The sequence below is a fragment of the Streptomyces sp. NPDC050418 genome, from assembly GCF_044458745.1.
Taxonomy (GTDB): Bacteria; Actinomycetota; Actinomycetes; order Streptomycetales; family Streptomycetaceae; genus Streptomyces.
Genome location: NZ_JBITIG010000004.1, coordinates 393,530 through 409,612 on the forward strand (window position 1 = coordinate 393,530; position 16,083 = coordinate 409,612).

Genomic DNA, 16,083 nt, shown 5'->3' on the forward strand with positions numbered 1-16,083 from the left:
GCTATGGTCTCGGCAAGTCCCTACCGGATGGAGAGTTGTGGATCACATCGACCGCACCCTGCTGGCACATCTGCAGGAGGACGCCACGCGTTCGTATGCCGCGCTGGGCGAGGAGGTGGGCCTGTCCGCGGGCGCCGCGCACGAGCGCGTACGGAAGCTGCGCGCGCGGGGCGTCATCCGCCGCACCGCCGCCGAAGTGGACCCCTCGGCCGTCGGTGCGGGCGTCCTGGCCTACGTCATGGTCGACTCGGCCGCGTGGATGGGGGATTCGGGCGCGGACTTCGCCGCGATCCCGGAGATTCTGGAGGCGCACATCATCGCGGGCAGCGCCTCGGTCCTGGTCAAGGTCAGAACTGCGACGACCGAGCAGCTCCAGGACGTCCTGCGCCGGATCTACGCGATCGACGGAGTCAGCGGTACGCAGGCCACGGTCGCCCTGGAGACCTTCTTCGAGCGTCAGGTGTCGCCGCTCGGACCGCCGTCGGCCGAGCGGCCGGCCGGCTGACCGCCCGGTCACTCCGAGGCGGCGGTGAACAGCTGGTGCATCGCCCGCCGCAGCTCCGTCACGTTCCCGACCGGCTCGGGAAAGTCGAAGCGCGCGTCGAAGCACTGTCCCTCGCCCGCGAAGCGGATCCGCAGCCCGAACCGGTCGAGCGCGAGCGGTACGGCCCGTTCGGTGTGCGCGAGCCCGGCGCGGGTGCCCAGCAGTGAACCGAGCAGCCGCACCTGATCGCCGTGGGCCGCGTGCAGATGCTGGAGGAGCTCCGCCTCGTGCTCGGCCAGCGGGTCGGCGGCCGCGGCGGCGAACGCCTCGGGCTCGGCCTTGCCGGAGCCCCAGAGGTCGTCGACCGAGATCTCGCCGATCTCCAGACGCAGCATCATCCGCCCGGGCTCGGCCTGCTCGGGCACCCGCGTCAGCCAGCCCGACAGCCAGGCCCGTCCCCGGATACGGTGGGGGACGGCGACCGGGGCCACGTCCGTGATCTCGAGCACGGCCGACAGCTCGTCGGCCTGTGCGTGCGTCGCGGCCCGTACCGGCGGTGCGTCCGCCGGGAACAGCAGATGTACGTCGCCGTCGGACGTGACCTCGCGCGCCAGGGGCATCAGCAGCTCCTGGGGTGCGCGGACGGCCCCGGGGACGAGCAGCACCGCCGAGCATGTACTCTGTACGAGAGTTCGTGTGCGTTCGGCAGCTGACGGCTGTCGGGCGACTTCAAGCCTGCTGGGATGCGGCTGACCACGATCTGATCGGCCCGCCGTCATGTCGATGCCCTCGACGCCGCCTTCGTTTGCGTGCGCTGCATCGGCGTTCTTCGTGCTGTCCGTGATGGGTGTGGTTTTCCCTGGGCGAGACATGCGATCTCCCTTAGTAAGGTGAGCCTAACCTAACCTATTTCGGAGGTCTGGAGAACGTGCCTAACCAGTCGCGTCCCAAGGTCAAGAAGTCTCGTGCGCTCGGCATTGCGCTGACGCCGAAGGCCGTCAAGTACTTCGAGGCCCGTCCGTACCCGCCGGGCGAGCACGGCCGTGGCCGTAAGCAGACGTCGGACTACAAGGTCCGTCTGCTCGAGAAGCAGCGTCTGCGCGCGCAGTACGACGTGTCCGAGCGTCAGCTCGTCCGCGCCTACGAGCGTGCCGCCAAGACGCAGGGCAAGACCGGTGAGGCCCTGGTCATCGAGCTCGAGCGTCGCCTCGACGCCCTGGTCCTGCGTTCGGGCATCGCCCGCACCATCTACCAGGCCCGTCAGATGGTCGTCCACGGCCACATCGAGGTCAACGGCGGCAAGGTCGACAAGCCGTCGTTCCGCGTCCGTCCCGACGACGTCGTGACCGTCCGTGAGCGCTCGCGCGAGAAGCCGCTGTTCCAGGTCGCGCGTGAGGGTGGCTTCGCCCCCGACGGCGAGACCCCGCGTTACCTCCAGGTCAACCTGAAGGCCCTGGCCTTCCGCCTGGACCGTGACCCGAACCGCAAGGAAATCCCGGTCATCTGCGACGAGCAGCTCGTCGTCGAGTACTACGCCCGCTGATCTTTCAGCAGGTGTAGGACCCTTCGCGGCAAGCCCGCTGCTCTCCCGCCCTTCGGCGGGGGAGCAGCGGGCTTTCGCGTGTTCCGGGGCGGGCGGCAGACGAAAGTGCCGCCCGTCACCGAAGTGACGGGCGGCAGGGTTCAACCGGCGCTGTGCGGAGGTCAGTTGCCGAACGGCTTGACCGTGTTCCAGGAGTAGACCTCGATGCCGTCATCCATGTTCCCTGCGTACTCGACCTCGCCCGGCGCCTGGATCGTCTCGACCTCGGCGGTGTCGGGGTTGTTCATCTGCAGGGACAGGCGGATGGACGTGAAGTAGTCGTCCTCGGCCTTGACGCCCTGGGTGACCGCGATCGCGGAGTAGACGCGGCCGCCCGGCTTGACGACCAGCGGCTGCGCCGGCTGCTCGTCGTCCTTGGCCTGCGGGACGTCGCCGTTGGCCTTGCCCGGCGTGACGACCGGGAACTTCTGCACGGTGCAGGCGCCGGCGGAGCGGTTCTCGGCGGTGATCAGCAGGTGGTCGCCCTGCTGCTCGGGGTTGCGGCGCTCCAGCTTGTAGGTCAGGTAACCGACCTTGCACTCGGGCGTCTTCTTCGAGGCCGTGCCCGAGCCGCCCGTGGTCGTACCGGTCTTCTTCGAATCGGCCTGTGCGGCGCCGCCCGAGCTCTTCGCCGAGTCGTCACCGGCGTCCGAGCCGGCCTCGGCGCCCTCGTCCTGCGCGCCCTTGTCCTTCGCGTCGCTCGCGGCGTCCGCCGTCGACGCGGGCTTCTTCGCGGCGCCCTCGTCCTTGGTCCCGCTGTCGCCGCTGCAGGCGGTGAGCGAGAGGCTCAGGGCGGCGGCAGCGGCGGTGAGGACAGCGGTACGGACGGTGGTGCAGGTCATGGTGGTTCTCCCCCGGATCAGGTGGGCCGCCTGGTCCGGTCGGCCCCTTGTGATCACCACTCTGCCGGGCGCCGTCGCCGTCCGGTCGTTCCCCCGCTATCGCCCCATTGCCGTTTCGCTTCCGGTTCGCTTCAGCCGCTCCTGCGCCTTCCGGATGCCGGCCTCGAAACCCCGCTCCACCGCTTCGTCGTGGGCCTCACGCAGACATACGACGGCTTCCGCTTCGCGACCCAGCGCGTGCAGGGACGCGCCGCGCCTGATCCGCAGCAGGATCTGCCGCAGCGGGGCGAGCCCCTCGGTGGAGGCGCCCGGCAGGTTCAGTCCGCGCTCGGTGCAGTCGAGCACCGCGGCATGGTCGTCGAGGGCCAGGAGCTGGCGGCTGCGGTGCTCCAGGGCAAGGAGCTCCGTGAGGATGTCGTCGATGCCGCGGGCGAGTTCCGCGGCCCGTACGACATGCGCGAGGGACTCCGGGCCAGGCCCGCCGTCCTTGTCCAGGGCGACGGCCAGGTTCACCAGCGCGGTGGCCTCGCTGGACGGGTCGCCGGCGCGGGCCGCGAGCCCCGGGGCGAGCTCCAGCTGCTCGATGGCCTGCGCGAGCCGCCCCTCCTCCGTGAGCACCCAGCCGTACAGGGCGCGCACCCGGGACTCGGCGTCCGGGTCGCCGAGCCGCTGCGCCGCGGCGAGCCCCTGCTCCATGAGCGGCACCCAGTCGTCGCGCACATAGCCGACGACATACGGCCACTGCAGGACGGCGAGCCGCCAGGCGCGGTCGTCGTGGCCCGCGGCGCGAGCGGCGACGGCGGCGGCGACGAGGTTCTCGCGCTCCGCGGCGTACCAGGCGAGGCCGGTCGCGCGGTCGGTCAGACAGGGGCCGCCGAGGTCGGGCCGGACGCCGGTGGGCAGCACACAGCAGGGCCGGTCGTCGGGCTCGGTGACGGCGGCGGCACGCAGCGCGGTGCGTACGTAGTGGTCGAGGAGGCACACGAGGGCGTCGTCGGTGTCCTGCTGCTCGTCGGCGCGGGCCAGGCCGCGGGCGTAGAGCCGTACGAGGTCGTGCATCACGTAGCGTCCCGGCGCCGGCTCCGTGACCAGGTGCGCTCCGGCCAGCCGGTCGAGGGCCGCGGCTGCCTCGCCGGGTGAGAGCGCGGTGAGCGCGGCGGCCGCGTACCGGTCGAGGTCGGGCCCCGGCAACACCCCGAGCCGGTGGAAGAGGAGACGGGCGTCCTCGGGCAGGGCGCGCAGCGTGAGCCGGAGCGCGGCGGCGACGCCGGTGTCGTCGACGTCGAGGAGAGCCAGTCGGCGCTGCTCGTCGGCGAGTTCGTCGGCGAGGCCCGCGAGCGGCCACTGGGGTCGGGCATTCACGCGCGCCGCGACGACGCGCAGCGCGAGCGGCAGCCCGGCGCAGAGTTCGGTGAGGCGCGCGGCGGCCTCCGGCTCGGCGGCCAGCCGGTCGGCGGCACCTGTCGCGGCGGCCAGCAGGGCGGCCGACCCGGCCGGATCGAGGACGCCGAGCGCGACGGTCCGGGCCAGCTCGCTCACGGCAAGCCCGTCGAGCCGCAGCCGCGAGGTGACCACGGCCGCGCTGCCGGGCCCGGCCGGGAGCAGCGGGCGGACCTGCGCCGCGGTGCGCGCGTTGTCGAGGACGACGAGGTGGCGCCGGTCCTCGGTCCGGGTGCGGTACGCGGCGGCCAGTGCGCCCTGGGTCTCGGGCAGCTCGCGGCCGGGCACCCCGAGGGCGATGAGGAATTCGCGCAGGACGTCGGCGGTCTCGGGCACGCAGTCGCCGCTGCCGTCGTCGTCGCTGAAACCGCGCAGGTCGGCGAAGAGGACGCCGTCGTAGCGGTCGCGCACCGAGTGCGCCCAGTGCAGGGCGGCGGCGGTCTTGCCGACGCCGGCCGGTCCGGTGAGGACGGTGACGGCGTGCTCGGGTCCGCACGCGGCGCCGAGCGCGGCGAGCTCCCGCTCACGGCCGACGAAACCGCGCGGCGGGCGGGGGAGCAGGTCGGGCCCGTCCGGGGCCGCGGGGGTACGGGGCGGCTGCGGGGCCTCGGGCTCGGACGCGGGCTGCGGTTTGCCGGGCGGCGCGCCGGGGCCGTCCCCGGCGAGGATCTCCGCGTACACCTCGCGCAGCGCGGGCCCTGGGTCGACGCCGAGCTCCTCGGCGAGAAGAGTGCGCGTGCGGTGGTACTGGTCGATGGCATCGGACTGCCGGCCCGCCCGGTACAGGGACCGCATCAGCGCGGCGGCCAGCGACTCCCGCATGGGGTGCGCGACCGCCTCCGCGTGCAGCAGCCCCGCCGCCCGGGCATGATCGCCGAACTCCCCGTACGTACGGGCCAGATGCTCGACCGCCGATATCCGGGCCTGCTCCAGACCGTCCGCGGCGACCCGCAGCGCCCCGCCCGTCGCCACGCCGACCAGGGCGGGCCCGCGCCACAGCGCGAGCGCCTCGCGCAGCAGCGCGGCCGCGTCGTCCGGGGAGCGCTGCTCGTGGGCGAGCCGCACCAGCTCGTCGAAGCGGTGGGCGTCGAGCAGCGACTCGGGCATCTCCAGGACGTACGCGTCGCCGCGCGTCACCAGATGGACGCCCCACTCGTCGGCCCCGCCCTGCGCGAGCAGCGCCCGCAGGCGCGAGACATGGCCCTGGGTGACGGTGCGGGCCCGGGCGGGCGGACCCTCCGGCCACAGCGCGTCGATCAACTGGTCCAGCGGGACCGCGGTGTTGGGGCGCAGCAGCAGCGCGGCGAGGAGGCTGCGCCGCTTGGCCGGGCCCAGGGGGAGCTCGCCGGTTTCCGTGGCCACGCCGACGGTGCCGAGCAGCCGGAACTCCACGCGTGCGCTCCCCCTTGTGACTGGCTTCAGTGCAGCCCCGATGTCGTAAGACCTCAGAGTCCCGATGTCGTAAGACCTCAGAGTAAGGGGCGCAGACGGGTCGCCGGTTCGCAGGTCCGCCGCCCCGCGCGGGAGGCAGGGGCCACGCAGCGTACGCAGATCCGCACACTCCGTACAATCTGATCGCGCAACTCCCCGGTCCCGAGCGACAATCCGGTGCGGAGCGCCAGGCCCGGCGCGATAAGGTCGGACCCGATGTAATCCATGGCCTGGAAGGCTCGCAAACCCCGCAGGAGCGCACAGCTCCGAGGCAGTGCGTCAGAGCAGCAAGGCCCCGACAGCAGAGAGCGGTGCAGCGTGACCGGTGGAGAGGTGGCCGGGATTCTCGTGGCCGTCTTCTGGGCGATCCTGGTCTCGTTCCTCGCCGTCGCACTCGCGAGGCTCGCGCAGACGCTCAAGGCGACCACCAAGCTGGTGGCGGACGTGACCGAGCAGGCCGTGCCGCTGCTCTGTGACGCCTCCGCGACCGTGCGCTCCGCACAGACCCAGCTCGACCGGGTCGACGCCATCGCCACGGACGTCCAGGAGGTCACCTCCAACGCCTCCGCGCTGTCCTCCACCGTCGCCTCGACCTTCGGCGGCCCCCTCGTGAAGGTCGCGGCCTTCGGGTACGGGGTGCGCAAGGCCGTCGCGGGCCGCAAGGGCGGCGCGACCGGTGATTCTCAGAGAATGCCGCGCAAAGCGCCCCGGCGTACGGTGATCGTGGGCCGGGCCGTGCCTGCCGCTCGCAGGGGCAAGCGGAACGACAGGAACGCGAGGGACTGACGCAGCCATGTTCCGCCGTACGTTCTGGTTCACCGCCGGCGCAGCCGCCGGCGTGTGGGCCACCACCAAGGTCAACCGCAAGCTCAAGCAGCTGACCCCCGAGAGCCTCGCGGCCCAGGCCGCCAACAAGGCGCTCGACGCGGGCCACCGCCTCAAGGACTTCGCCCTCGATGTGCGGGACGGCATGGTCCAGCGCGAGGCCGAACTCGGCGAGGCGCTGGGACTCGAGCACGACCCCGACGCCGAACTGCCCGCGCAGCGGCGCGTCGTCGCGATCGAGAACCGCGCGCCGCGCGGCAGCAAGCACCGGATCACTTCGCACCAGACGTACGAGAACGGCTCGTACACGTACAACCGGAATGAGGACCACTGATGGAGTCGGCTGAAATCCGCCGCCGCTGGCTGAGCTTCTTCGAGGAGCGTGGGCACAAGGTCGTGCCGTCGGCGTCGCTGATCGCAGACGACCCGACGCTGCTCCTCGTCCCCGCAGGCATGGTGCCGTTCAAGCCCTACTTCCTCGGCGAGACGAAGCCGCCCGCGCCGCGCGTCACCAGCGTGCAGAAGTGTGTGCGCACGCCCGACATCGAAGAGGTCGGCAAGACGACCCGCCACGGCACGTTCTTCCAGATGTGCGGCAACTTCTCCTTCGGCGACTACTTCAAGGAAGGCGCCATCAAGTACGCCTGGGAGCTGCTCACCAGCCCCCAGGACAAGGGTGGTTACGGTCTGGAGCCCGAGAAGCTCTGGATCACCGTCTATCTCGACGACGACGAGGCCGAGCGCATCTGGCACGAGGTCGTCGGCGTCCCGAAGGAGCGCATCCAGCGCCTGGGCAAGAAGGACAACTTCTGGTCCATGGGCGTCCCCGGCCCCTGCGGCCCGTGCTCGGAGATCAACTACGACCGCGGCCCCGAGTTCGGCGAAGAGGGCGGCCCGGCCGTCAACGACGAGCGCTACGTGGAGATCTGGAACCTGGTCTTCATGCAGTACGAGCGCGGCCCGGGCACCGGCAAGGACGACTTCGAGATCCTCGGCGACCTGCCCTCGCAGAACATCGACACCGGCCTCGGCCTCGAACGCCTCGCGATGATCCTGCAGGGCGTCCAGAACATGTACGAGACGGACACCCTCCGCGTCGTCATGGACAAGGCCACCGAGCTGACCGGCGTCCGCTACGGCGCCGACCAGGGCACCGACGTCTCCCTGCGCGTGGTCGCCGACCACATGCGCACCTCGGCGATGCTCATCGGAGACGGCGTCACCCCCGGCAACGAGGGCCGCGGCTACGTCCTGCGCCGCATCATGCGCCGCGCGATCCGCAACATGCGCCTGATGGGCGCCACCGGACCCGTCGTCCAGGACCTCATCAACGTCGTGATCGAGACGATGGGCCTGCAGTACCCGGAGCTCATCACCGACCGCAAGCGCATCGAGACCGTCGCGCTCGCCGAGGAGGCCGCGTTCCTCAAGGCCCTCAAGGGCGGCACCAACATCCTCGACACCGCCGTCACCGAGACCAAGGCCGCCGGCGGCACGGTCCTCGCCGGCGACAAGGCGTTCCTGCTCCACGACACCTGGGGCTTCCCGATCGACCTCACCCTCGAGATGGCCGCCGAACAGGGCCTGAAGGTGGACGAGGACGGCTTCCGCCGCCTCATGAAGGAGCAGCGCGACCGCGCCAAGGCCGACGCGCAGGCCAAGAAGACCGGCCACGCCGACATGTCCGGCTACCGCGAGATCGCCGACGAGGCCGGCGCCACCGACTTCATCGGCTACACCTCCACCGAGGGCGAGTCCAAGGTCGTCGGCATCCTCGTCAACGGTGTGCCCTCGCCCGCCGCCGTCGAGGGCGACGAGGTCGAGATCGTCCTCGACCGCACCCCCTTCTACGCCGAGGGCGGCGGCCAGATCGGCGACACCGGCAAGATCAAGCTGCACTCCGGCGCCGTCGTCGAGGTCCGCGACTGCCAGAAGCCCGTCCCCGGCGTCTACGTCCACAAGGGCGTCGTCCAGGTCGGCGAGGTCACCGTCGGCGCCCCGGCCCAGGCGATCATCGACGGCTCCCGCCGCCGCGCCATCGCCCGCGCCCACTCCGCCACCCACCTCACGCACCAGGCCCTGCGCGACGCGCTCGGCCCGCAGGCCGCCCAGGCCGGTTCCGAGAACCAGCCCGGCCGCTTCCGCTTCGACTTCGGCTCCCCGTCCGCCGTTCCGACGGCCGTGATGACCGACGTCGAGCAGAAGATCAACGAGGTCCTCTCGCGCGAACTCGACGTCCAGGCCGAGGTCATGTCGATCGACGAGGCCAAGAAGCAGGGCGCCATCGCCGAGTTCGGCGAGAAGTACGGCGAGCGGGTCCGCGTCGTCACCATCGGCGACTTCTCCAAGGAGCTGTGCGGCGGTACGCACGTGGGCAACACCGCCCAGCTCGGCCTGGTGAAACTGCTCGGAGAGTCCTCGATCGGCTCCGGTGTGCGCCGTATCGAAGCCCTCGTCGGAGTCGACGCGTACAGCTTCCTCGCCCGTGAGCACACGGTCGTCGCCCAGATCCAGGAACTGGTCAAGGGCCGCCCCGAGGAGCTCCCGGAGAAGATCTCCACCATGCTCGGCAAGCTCAAGGACGCCGAGAAGGAGATCGAGAAGTTCCGCGCGGAGAAGGTGCTGCAGGCCGCCGCCGGTCTCGCCCAGGGCGCCGCCGACGTCCGCGGCGTCGCTCTCGTCACCGGCCAGGTGCCCGACGGCACCGGCGCCGACGACCTGCGCAAGCTGGTCCTCGACGTGCGCGGCCGCATCCCCGGCGACCGCCCGGCCGTCGTCGCCCTGTTCACCACGGTCAACGGCAAGCCGCTGACCGTCATCGCCACCAACGAAGCCGCACGCGAGCGCGGCCTCAAGGCCGGCGACCTGGTGCGCACCGCGGCCAAGACCCTCGGTGGCGGCGGTGGCGGCAAGCCGGACGTCGCCCAGGGCGGCGGCCAGAACCCGGCCGCCATCGGCGAGGCCATGGCCGCCGTCGAGCGACTGGTCGGCGAGACCGCCTGATGACGCTGCTCAGGCGAGGTCGCCGGTTGGCGATCGACGTCGGGGACGCCCGGATCGGGGTCGCCTCGTGCGACCCCGACGGGATCCTCGCCACCCCCGTCGAGACGGTGCCGGGACGTGACGTCCCGGCCGCCCACCGGCGGCTGCGCCAACTGGTCGAGGAGTACGAGCCCATCGAGGTCGTCGTCGGACTCCCTCGCTCCCTCAACGGGGGCGAGGGCCCGGCGGCCGTCAAGGTACGGGCCTTCGCTCAGGAGCTCGCCAAGGGCATCGCCCCTGTTCCGGTGCGGCTCGTGGACGAGAGGATGACCACAGTGACGGCCAGTCAGGGCCTGCGCGCCTCGGGCGTGAAGTCCAAAAAGGGCCGTTCTGTGATCGACCAGGCTGCCGCTGTGGTGATCCTCCAGAACGCTCTGGAGTCCGAACGGGCGTCGGGTAAAGCTCCGGGCGAGGGCGTCGAAGTGGTCATCTGATCGCGATACGGTAACGTTCCGCGCGATGCGCCGGTGTTCGAACAGCATGGCGTGCAGCAGGAGAGGCGGAGCGATCCGGTCGCACAGCGATCGGCAGCCGCCTCGCGGCTCGTAGGGGATCGATGACTGAGTATGGCCGGGGCCGAGGCCCCGAACCGTGGCACCCCGAGGACCCGTTGTACGGGGACCAGGGGTGGTCTGGACAGCAGGCCGCCGGTGGCCACAGTCCGTACGGCGGCCAGCCGCAGCAGCAGTACCCGCAGCAGCCCCAGCAGCAGTACGACACCGGTCAGCAGCAGGGCTATCCGTCCTACGACACGGGGCAGCAGCCGACGTACGGCGGCGGTACGCCCTCTTCGTACGACACCGGACAGCAGGCCGCCTATGGCGGCAACGCGCAGGGCGGCTATCCGCAGCACGACTACAACGGCGGCTGGGACACGGGGCAGCAGCCCTCGTACGGCGCGGGACCCGACCCCTACGGGCAGCCCGCGCAGTACGGCGGCGAGCGCCCCGATCACTACCGCACGCCCGAGGCCTATCCGCCGCCGCAGCCCCCGGGCCGCCGGCGCGCGGTGCCCGAGCAGAAGCCCGACTGGGATCCGGGACCGGACCAGGGCGAGCACGCCTTCTTCTCCGGCGGCGGGGACGATGACGACGACTACGACGATGACGACCGCGGCCGCGGGCGCGGCGGCCGTGGCGGTGGCCGCGGAGGCCGCGACGAACGGCGCGGACGCGGCGGCAAGAAGCGCCGCAGCGGCTGTGCCTGCCTGGTCGTGGCGGCGGTGTTCGCCGGGGGTATCGGTGGCGTCGGTTACTTCGGGTACCAGTTCTACCAAGACCGTTTCGGGACGGCTGAGGATTACTCGGGCAGCGGGAACGGCGAGACCGTCTCCATCGAGATCCCCAAGGGCGCTGGCGGCAACGAGATCGGCCAGATCCTGAAGCAGAACGGAGTGGTGGCCAGCGTCGAGGCGTTCGCCGCCGCTCAGCAGGACAACCCGGACGGGCTCAGCATTCAGGCCGGTGCGTATGTCCTCCAGAAGGAGATGTCCGCCGAGGCCGCGGTCGCCATGCTGCTCGACCCCAAGAGCGGCAACAACCTCGTCGTGATTCCCGGCGCCCGTAACACGACGATCTACAAGGAGATCGACAAGCGCACGGGGCAGAAGGCGGGCACCACGGCGAAGTACGCCAAGGAGCACTGGAAGGAGCTCGGTCTGCCGAAGTGGGCCGAGACTCCGAGCGAGCACGTCAAGGACCCGCTGGAGGGCTACCTCCACCCGGCGACGTACGCGGTCTCCGAGGGCATGAAGTCCGAGGACGTCCTCAAGAAGATGGTCGCGGGCGCGACCGCTCAGTTCGAGGACTACAACCTCGAGTCCAAGGCGAGGGACCTCGGGTTGAAGAACCCGATCGAGATCGTCACCCTCGCGAGCATCGTGCAGAAGGAAGGCAGCAACAAGGCCGACTTCGAGAAGATCGCCCGCGTTGTCTACAACCGTCTCAAGCCCAACAACACGGAGACGTACGGCCTCCTGGACATGGACTCGACGGTCAACTATGTGCGCGGCGAGTCCAAGCTCGACACCGGTTCGGTCGATGATCTGCGCAAGATCGAGGACCGCTACAACACGTACTGGCCGGGCATCAACAACGACAACAAGGGCCTGCCGCCCGGTCCGATCAGCACCGTCAGCAAGGAAGCCCTTGATGCGGCGCTCAAGCCGGCGAAGGGCAACTGGTACTACTTCGTCTCCCTGAAGAACGAGACGCTCTTCGCGGAGACGAACGCCGAGCATGAGCGCAACCGCAAGAAGTACCAGAAGGAACAAGAGAGCAATTGATGGCAGACGTGCGACGGCGAGCCGCGGTTCTCGGTTCGCCCATCGCCCACTCGCTCTCGCCGGTCCTGCACCGGGCGGCGTACGAGCGGCTGGGCCTGCGGGACTGGTCGTACGAGCGGTTCGAGGTCGACGAGGCCGGGTTGCCCGGGTTCCTCGAAGGGCTCGACGGCGAGTGGGCCGGGCTCTCGCTGACCATGCCGCTCAAGCGGGCGGTGCTGCCGCTGCTCGACGAGATCACCGACACGGCGGCCTCGGTCGAGGCCGTCAACACGGTCGTCTTCGGCGAGGACGGCCGCACGGTCGGCGACAACACGGACATCCCCGGGATGATCGAGGCCCTGCGCGAGCACGGTGTCGAGCAGGTGGAGACGGCGGCGATCCTGGGCGCCGGGGCCACGGCGTCGTCCGCGCTGGCCGCCCTGTCCCGGCTCTGCACCGGTGAGGTGGTCGCGTACGTCCGCAGCGAGGCGCGCGCCCTGGAGATGAAGCAGTGGGGCGAGCGGCTCGACGTCGAAGTGCGGACCGCTCCCTGGAGCGAGGCGGCCGCCGCGCTCGAACTGCCGTTGGTGATCGCCACGACGCCTGCGGGGACGACGGACGAGCTGGCGCAGTCCGTGCCCGAGAAGCCGGGCACGTTGTTCGACGTTCTCTACGAGCCGTGGCCCACCGAACTGGCCGCGCGCTGGTCGATGTTCGGCGGTGCGGTGGTCAGCGGGCTCGACCTGCTGGTGCACCAGGCCGTGCTGCAGGTGGAGCAGATGACGGGTCGCTCGCCGGCCCCGCTCGGTGCGATGCGCAAAGCGGGGGAGCGGGCGCTGACGGACCGCTAGGATTCCGGGGTTCTTATCAAGATCCTTGGGGGGATCCATGGAATCCGGTATGCCGCTGGCCTCGATCGGCAGCAAGATTTTCGACGGTGTGTTCGGGTTCCTGCCCGACTGGATCAAGATCACTGTCCTGGCGCTCGTGCTGCTCGCCGTGGTCGTGAGCTGGGTCGTGAAGATCAAGCGCAAGGTGGACGCCCGCAGGGCGCTCCGCCAGGGCCGCCCGACGCCCACGGTCGCGCAGGGGCAGCCCTCCGGTGCCGACTATCTCGGTCCGTACGCTCCGCAGCAGTCCTCCGGCGCCGACCACCTGGGCACCTACGCTCCGCAGCAGCAGTCCTCCGGCGCCGACCACCTCGGCTCGTACGCCCCGCAGCAGGACCAGTCCCGGCGTCAGGGCTGAGACGCGCGTCCGCCTGCTGGACCGGCGGGCGGGGCGGGCCGTCGCTCGTGGGAGGATCTAGGGGAGGCGGGCCAGGGCCGCGCACCCGGTCGCGCCGCCGCTGTACCAGGCGCGAGCATGAGGAGCACCGTTGAGCAGGTTGCGTTGGCTGACCGCGGGCGAGTCCCACGGCCCCGCACTCGTGGCGACCCTTGAAGGGCTGCCCGCGGGCGTCCCGATCACCACCGAGATGGTGGCGGACCACCTGGCGAGGCGGCGGCTCGGCTATGGACGCGGCGCGCGGATGAAGTTCGAGCAGGACGAGATCACGTTCCTCGGCGGCGTGCGCCACGGTCTGTCCATGGGTTCCCCGGTCGCGATCATGGTGGGCAACACCGAGTGGCCCAAGTGGGAGCAGGTCATGTCGGCCGACCCGGTCGACCCCGAGATCCTCGACGGGCTCGCGCGCAACGCGCCGCTGACCCGTCCGCGTCCCGGTCACGCCGACCTCGCGGGCATGCAGAAGTACGGCTTCGACGAGGCCCGGCCGATCCTGGAGCGTGCCTCGGCGCGTGAGACCGCGGCACGTGTCGCGCTCGGTGCGGTCGCCCGGTCGTACCTCAAGGAGACCGCCGGCATCGAGATCGTCAGCCATGTGGTCGAGCTGGCCGCGGCGAAGGCCCCGTACGGCGTCTACCCGACCCCGGCCGACGTCGAGAAGCTCGACGCCGATCCGGTGCGCTGCCTGGACGCCGATGCGTCGAAGCAGATGGTCGCGGAGATCGACCAGGCGCATAAGGACGGGGACACCCTCGGTGGTGTCGTCGAGGTGCTCGCGTACGGCGTTCCCGTCGGGCTCGGTTCGCACGTCCACTGGGACCGCCGCCTCGATGCCCGCCTCGCCGCCGCGCTCATGGGCATTCAGGCCATCAAGGGCGTCGAGGTCGGCGACGGCTTCGAGCTCGCCCGCGTGCCCGGCTCCAAGGCGCATGACGAGATCCTGCAGACCGAGGACGGCGTGAAGCGCTCCTCCGGCCGTTCCGGCGGTACGGAGGGTGGTCTGACCACCGGTGAACTCCTGCGCGTACGGGCCGCGATGAAGCCCATCGCGACGGTTCCGCGGGCGCTCGCCACCATCGACGTGGCCACCGGTGAGGCCGCCAAGGCGCACCACCAGCGCTCCGACGTGTGCGCCGTGCCGGCCGCCGGCATCGTGGCCGAGGCCATGGTGGCCCTGGTCCTCGCGGACGCCGTCGCGGAGAAGTTCGGCGGCGACAGCGTCCCCGAGACGCGGCGGAATGTGCAGTCGTACCTCGACAACCTCCACATCCGATGAGCGCCCGCAGCCCGCGGATCGTCCTCGTCGGCCCGATGGGTGTCGGCAAGACGACCGTCGGTGAACTGCTCGCCGAGCGGCTCGGCTGCGCCTTCCGCGACACCGACGCCGACGTCGTGGCCGCCGACGGCCGGGAGATCTCGGACATCTTCCTTGAGGACGGTGAGGAGCACTTCCGCCGGCTGGAGAGCGCAGCCGTACGGGAAGCGCTGACCGGCCACGACGGGGTCCTCGCGCTCGGCGGGGGTGCCGTCATGGACGAGGGCAGCCGTGCGCTGCTCGGCGAGCACACCGTCGTCTATCTGTCGATGGACGTGGACGAGGCCGTCAAGCGCACCGGTCTGAACGCCGCCCGGCCGCTGCTCATGATCAACCCGCGCAAGCAGTGGCGTGAACTCATGGACGCGCGCCGCCCGTTGTACCAGGAAGTCGCCCGCGTGGTGGTCGCCACCGACGGCCGGGCCCCCGAAGAGGTCGCCGAGGCGGTCCTCGAAGCACTGGAGTTGAAGCAGGCATGACCGAGCAGCAGGTGACCCGGATCCAGATCGGCGGCAGCGCCGGAAACGATCCGTACGAGGTCCTCGTGGGGCGCTCGCTGCTCGGTGAACTCGGCGGACTGATCGGCGACAAGGCACAGCGCGTCGCCGTCATCCACCCCGAGGCGCTCGCCGAGACCGGTGACGCCATCCGGGCCGACCTCGCCGACCTGGGCTACGAGGTCGTCGCCATCCAGGTGCCCAACGCCGAGGAGGCCAAGACCGCCGAGGTCGCCGCGTACTGCTGGAAGGCCCTCGGGCAGACCGGCTTCACGCGCACCGACGTGATCGTGGGCGTCGGCGGCGGTGCGACCACGGACCTCGCCGGTTTCGTGGCCGCCACGTGGCTGCGCGGCGTGCGCTGGGTGGCCGTGCCGACGACGGTGCTCGGCATGGTGGACGCGGCGGTCGGTGGCAAGACCGGCATCAACACCGCCGAGGGCAAGAACCTCGTCGGCTCCTTCCACCCGCCGGCGGGTGTGCTCTGCGACCTCGCCGCGCTGGACTCGCTGCCGGTCAACGACTACGTGTCCGGGCTCGCGGAGATCATCAAGGCCGGTTTCATCGCCGACCCGGTGATCCTCGACCTCATCGAGGAGGACCCGCAGGCCGCCCGTACGCCCGCGGGACCGCACACCGCCGAGCTCATCGAGCGATCGATTCGCGTCAAGGCCGAGGTCGTCTCCAGCGACCTCAAGGAATCCGGTCTGCGCGAGATCCTCAACTACGGGCACACGCTGGCCCACGCGATCGAGAAGAACGAGCGCTACAAGTGGCGGCACGGCGCCGCGGTCTCCGTCGGCATGGCGTTCGCGGCCGAACTCGGCCGTCTCGCGGGCCGGTTGGACGACGCCACGGCGGACCGGCACCGCAGCGTTCTGGAGTCGGTCGGGCTGCCGCTGAGCTACCGCTACGACCAGTGGCCCAAGCTGCTCGAGACGATGAAGGTCGACAAGAAGTCCCGCGGCAATCTGCTGCGCTTCATCGTCCTCGACGGGCTCGCCAAGCCGTCCGTCCTCGAGGGCCCCGACCCTGCGGTTCTGCTTGCCGCGTACGGCGAAGTTTCTTCGTAATC

General features: G+C 70.9%; 15 protein-coding genes. 12 read left to right on the forward strand and 3 right to left on the reverse strand.

Annotation, left to right across the window (positions count from 1 at the left end):
* Nucleotides 1-37 precede the first annotated feature (37 nt).
* Nucleotides 38-505: an Lrp/AsnC family transcriptional regulator gene (locus ACIBI4_RS12080; protein WP_399203608.1), complete on the forward strand. Its 468-nt coding sequence runs from the start codon at nt 38-40 to the stop codon at nt 503-505.
* An 8-nt stretch (nt 506-513) separates the two neighbouring features.
* Here the strand turns inward: ACIBI4_RS12080 and ACIBI4_RS12085 are convergent, their stop codons facing one another.
* Nucleotides 514-1,149 carry a DUF2470 domain-containing protein gene (locus tag ACIBI4_RS12085; RefSeq protein WP_399203609.1) on the reverse strand — a complete coding sequence of 212 codons (636 nt, stop codon included), beginning with the start codon at nt 1,147-1,149 and terminating at the stop codon, nt 514-516.
* Nucleotides 1,150-1,412: 263 nt separating this feature from the next.
* On the opposite strand from ACIBI4_RS12085, the gene rpsD reads away from it, so the two are divergent.
* The gene (gene rpsD, locus ACIBI4_RS12090) at nt 1,413-2,027 is read left to right on the forward strand and encodes a 30S ribosomal protein S4 (protein ID WP_399203610.1); all 615 of its coding nucleotides are present in this window, start codon (nt 1,413-1,415) and stop codon (nt 2,025-2,027) included.
* A gap of 161 nt (nt 2,028-2,188) precedes the next feature.
* Here the strand turns inward: rpsD and ACIBI4_RS12095 are convergent, their stop codons facing one another.
* Complete coding sequence (locus tag ACIBI4_RS12095) at nt 2,189-2,908, reverse strand: DUF4232 domain-containing protein (RefSeq protein ID WP_399203611.1); 720 nt, start codon at nt 2,906-2,908, stop codon at nt 2,189-2,191.
* 96 nt (nt 2,909-3,004) lie between these two features.
* Nucleotides 3,005-5,740 (reverse strand): AfsR/SARP family transcriptional regulator, encoded by a 2,736-nt coding sequence (locus tag ACIBI4_RS12100; RefSeq protein WP_399203612.1) that lies wholly within the window; start codon nt 5,738-5,740, stop codon nt 3,005-3,007.
* Nucleotides 5,741-6,097: 357 nt separating this feature from the next.
* Between ACIBI4_RS12100 and ACIBI4_RS12105 the strand changes: the two genes are divergently transcribed.
* The 10 genes from ACIBI4_RS12105 (at nt 6,098) to aroB (ending at nt 16,081) form a co-directional block, all read left to right on the forward strand.
* Nucleotides 6,098-6,565, forward strand: a complete 468-nt coding sequence (locus ACIBI4_RS12105) for a DUF948 domain-containing protein (RefSeq protein ID WP_399203614.1) — start codon at nt 6,098-6,100, stop codon at nt 6,563-6,565.
* Between the two features lie 7 nt (nt 6,566-6,572).
* Nucleotides 6,573-6,938, forward strand: coding sequence for a DUF6167 family protein (locus tag ACIBI4_RS12110; protein WP_399203615.1), 366 nt, complete (start codon nt 6,573-6,575; stop codon nt 6,936-6,938).
* A complete protein-coding gene (gene alaS, locus ACIBI4_RS12115) occupies nt 6,938-9,607 on the forward strand; it encodes an alanine--tRNA ligase (protein WP_399203616.1) in 2,670 nt (889 codons plus the stop codon). The genes ACIBI4_RS12110 and alaS overlap by 1 nt, the downstream gene beginning before the upstream one ends.
* Nucleotides 9,607-10,080 carry a Holliday junction resolvase RuvX gene (gene ruvX, locus ACIBI4_RS12120; RefSeq protein WP_399203617.1) on the forward strand — a complete coding sequence of 158 codons (474 nt, stop codon included), beginning with the start codon at nt 9,607-9,609 and terminating at the stop codon, nt 10,078-10,080. Before alaS ends, ruvX begins: the two co-directional genes overlap by 1 nt.
* 122 nt (nt 10,081-10,202) lie before the next feature.
* The gene (gene mltG / locus ACIBI4_RS12125) at nt 10,203-11,930 is read left to right on the forward strand and encodes an endolytic transglycosylase MltG (protein WP_399203618.1); all 1,728 of its coding nucleotides are present in this window, start codon (nt 10,203-10,205) and stop codon (nt 11,928-11,930) included.
* Nucleotides 11,930-12,760, forward strand: a complete 831-nt coding sequence (locus tag ACIBI4_RS12130) for a shikimate dehydrogenase (protein WP_399203619.1) — start codon at nt 11,930-11,932, stop codon at nt 12,758-12,760. Before mltG ends, ACIBI4_RS12130 begins: the two co-directional genes overlap by 1 nt.
* Before the next feature lie 37 nt (nt 12,761-12,797).
* On the forward strand, nt 12,798-13,157 hold the full coding sequence (locus ACIBI4_RS12135; protein WP_399203621.1) for a hypothetical protein: 360 nt from the start codon (nt 12,798-12,800) through the stop codon (nt 13,155-13,157).
* A 130-nt stretch (nt 13,158-13,287) separates the two neighbouring features.
* Complete coding sequence (gene aroC, locus ACIBI4_RS12140) at nt 13,288-14,472, forward strand: chorismate synthase (protein ID WP_399203622.1); 1,185 nt, start codon at nt 13,288-13,290, stop codon at nt 14,470-14,472.
* Nucleotides 14,469-14,990, forward strand: coding sequence for a shikimate kinase (locus tag ACIBI4_RS12145; protein ID WP_399203623.1), 522 nt, complete (start codon nt 14,469-14,471; stop codon nt 14,988-14,990). Before aroC ends, ACIBI4_RS12145 begins: the two co-directional genes overlap by 4 nt.
* The gene (aroB, locus tag ACIBI4_RS12150; protein ID WP_399203624.1) at nt 14,987-16,081 is read left to right on the forward strand and encodes a 3-dehydroquinate synthase; all 1,095 of its coding nucleotides are present in this window, start codon (nt 14,987-14,989) and stop codon (nt 16,079-16,081) included. Before ACIBI4_RS12145 ends, aroB begins: the two co-directional genes overlap by 4 nt.
* Nucleotides 16,082-16,083: the final 2 nt, after the last annotated feature.

What these genes read in the sequence shown, in the direction of transcription:
- ACIBI4_RS12095 (WP_399203611.1), bottom strand. Translation starts at nt 2,908, where the DNA reads ATGACCTGCACCACCGTCCGTACCGCTGTCCTCACCGCCGCTGCCGCC.
- ACIBI4_RS12110 (WP_399203615.1), top strand. Translation starts at nt 6,573, where the DNA reads ATGTTCCGCCGTACGTTCTGGTTCACCGCCGGCGCAGCCGCCGGCGTG.
- alaS (WP_399203616.1), top strand. Translation starts at nt 6,938, where the DNA reads ATGGAGTCGGCTGAAATCCGCCGCCGCTGGCTGAGCTTCTTCGAGGAG.
- ruvX (WP_399203617.1), top strand. Translation starts at nt 9,607, where the DNA reads ATGACGCTGCTCAGGCGAGGTCGCCGGTTGGCGATCGACGTCGGGGAC.
- mltG (WP_399203618.1), top strand. Translation starts at nt 10,203, where the DNA reads ATGACTGAGTATGGCCGGGGCCGAGGCCCCGAACCGTGGCACCCCGAG.
- ACIBI4_RS12130 (WP_399203619.1), top strand. Translation starts at nt 11,930, where the DNA reads ATGGCAGACGTGCGACGGCGAGCCGCGGTTCTCGGTTCGCCCATCGCC.
- ACIBI4_RS12135 (WP_399203621.1), top strand. Translation starts at nt 12,798, where the DNA reads ATGGAATCCGGTATGCCGCTGGCCTCGATCGGCAGCAAGATTTTCGAC.
- ACIBI4_RS12145 (WP_399203623.1), top strand. Translation starts at nt 14,469, where the DNA reads ATGAGCGCCCGCAGCCCGCGGATCGTCCTCGTCGGCCCGATGGGTGTC.
- aroB (WP_399203624.1), top strand. Translation starts at nt 14,987, where the DNA reads ATGACCGAGCAGCAGGTGACCCGGATCCAGATCGGCGGCAGCGCCGGA.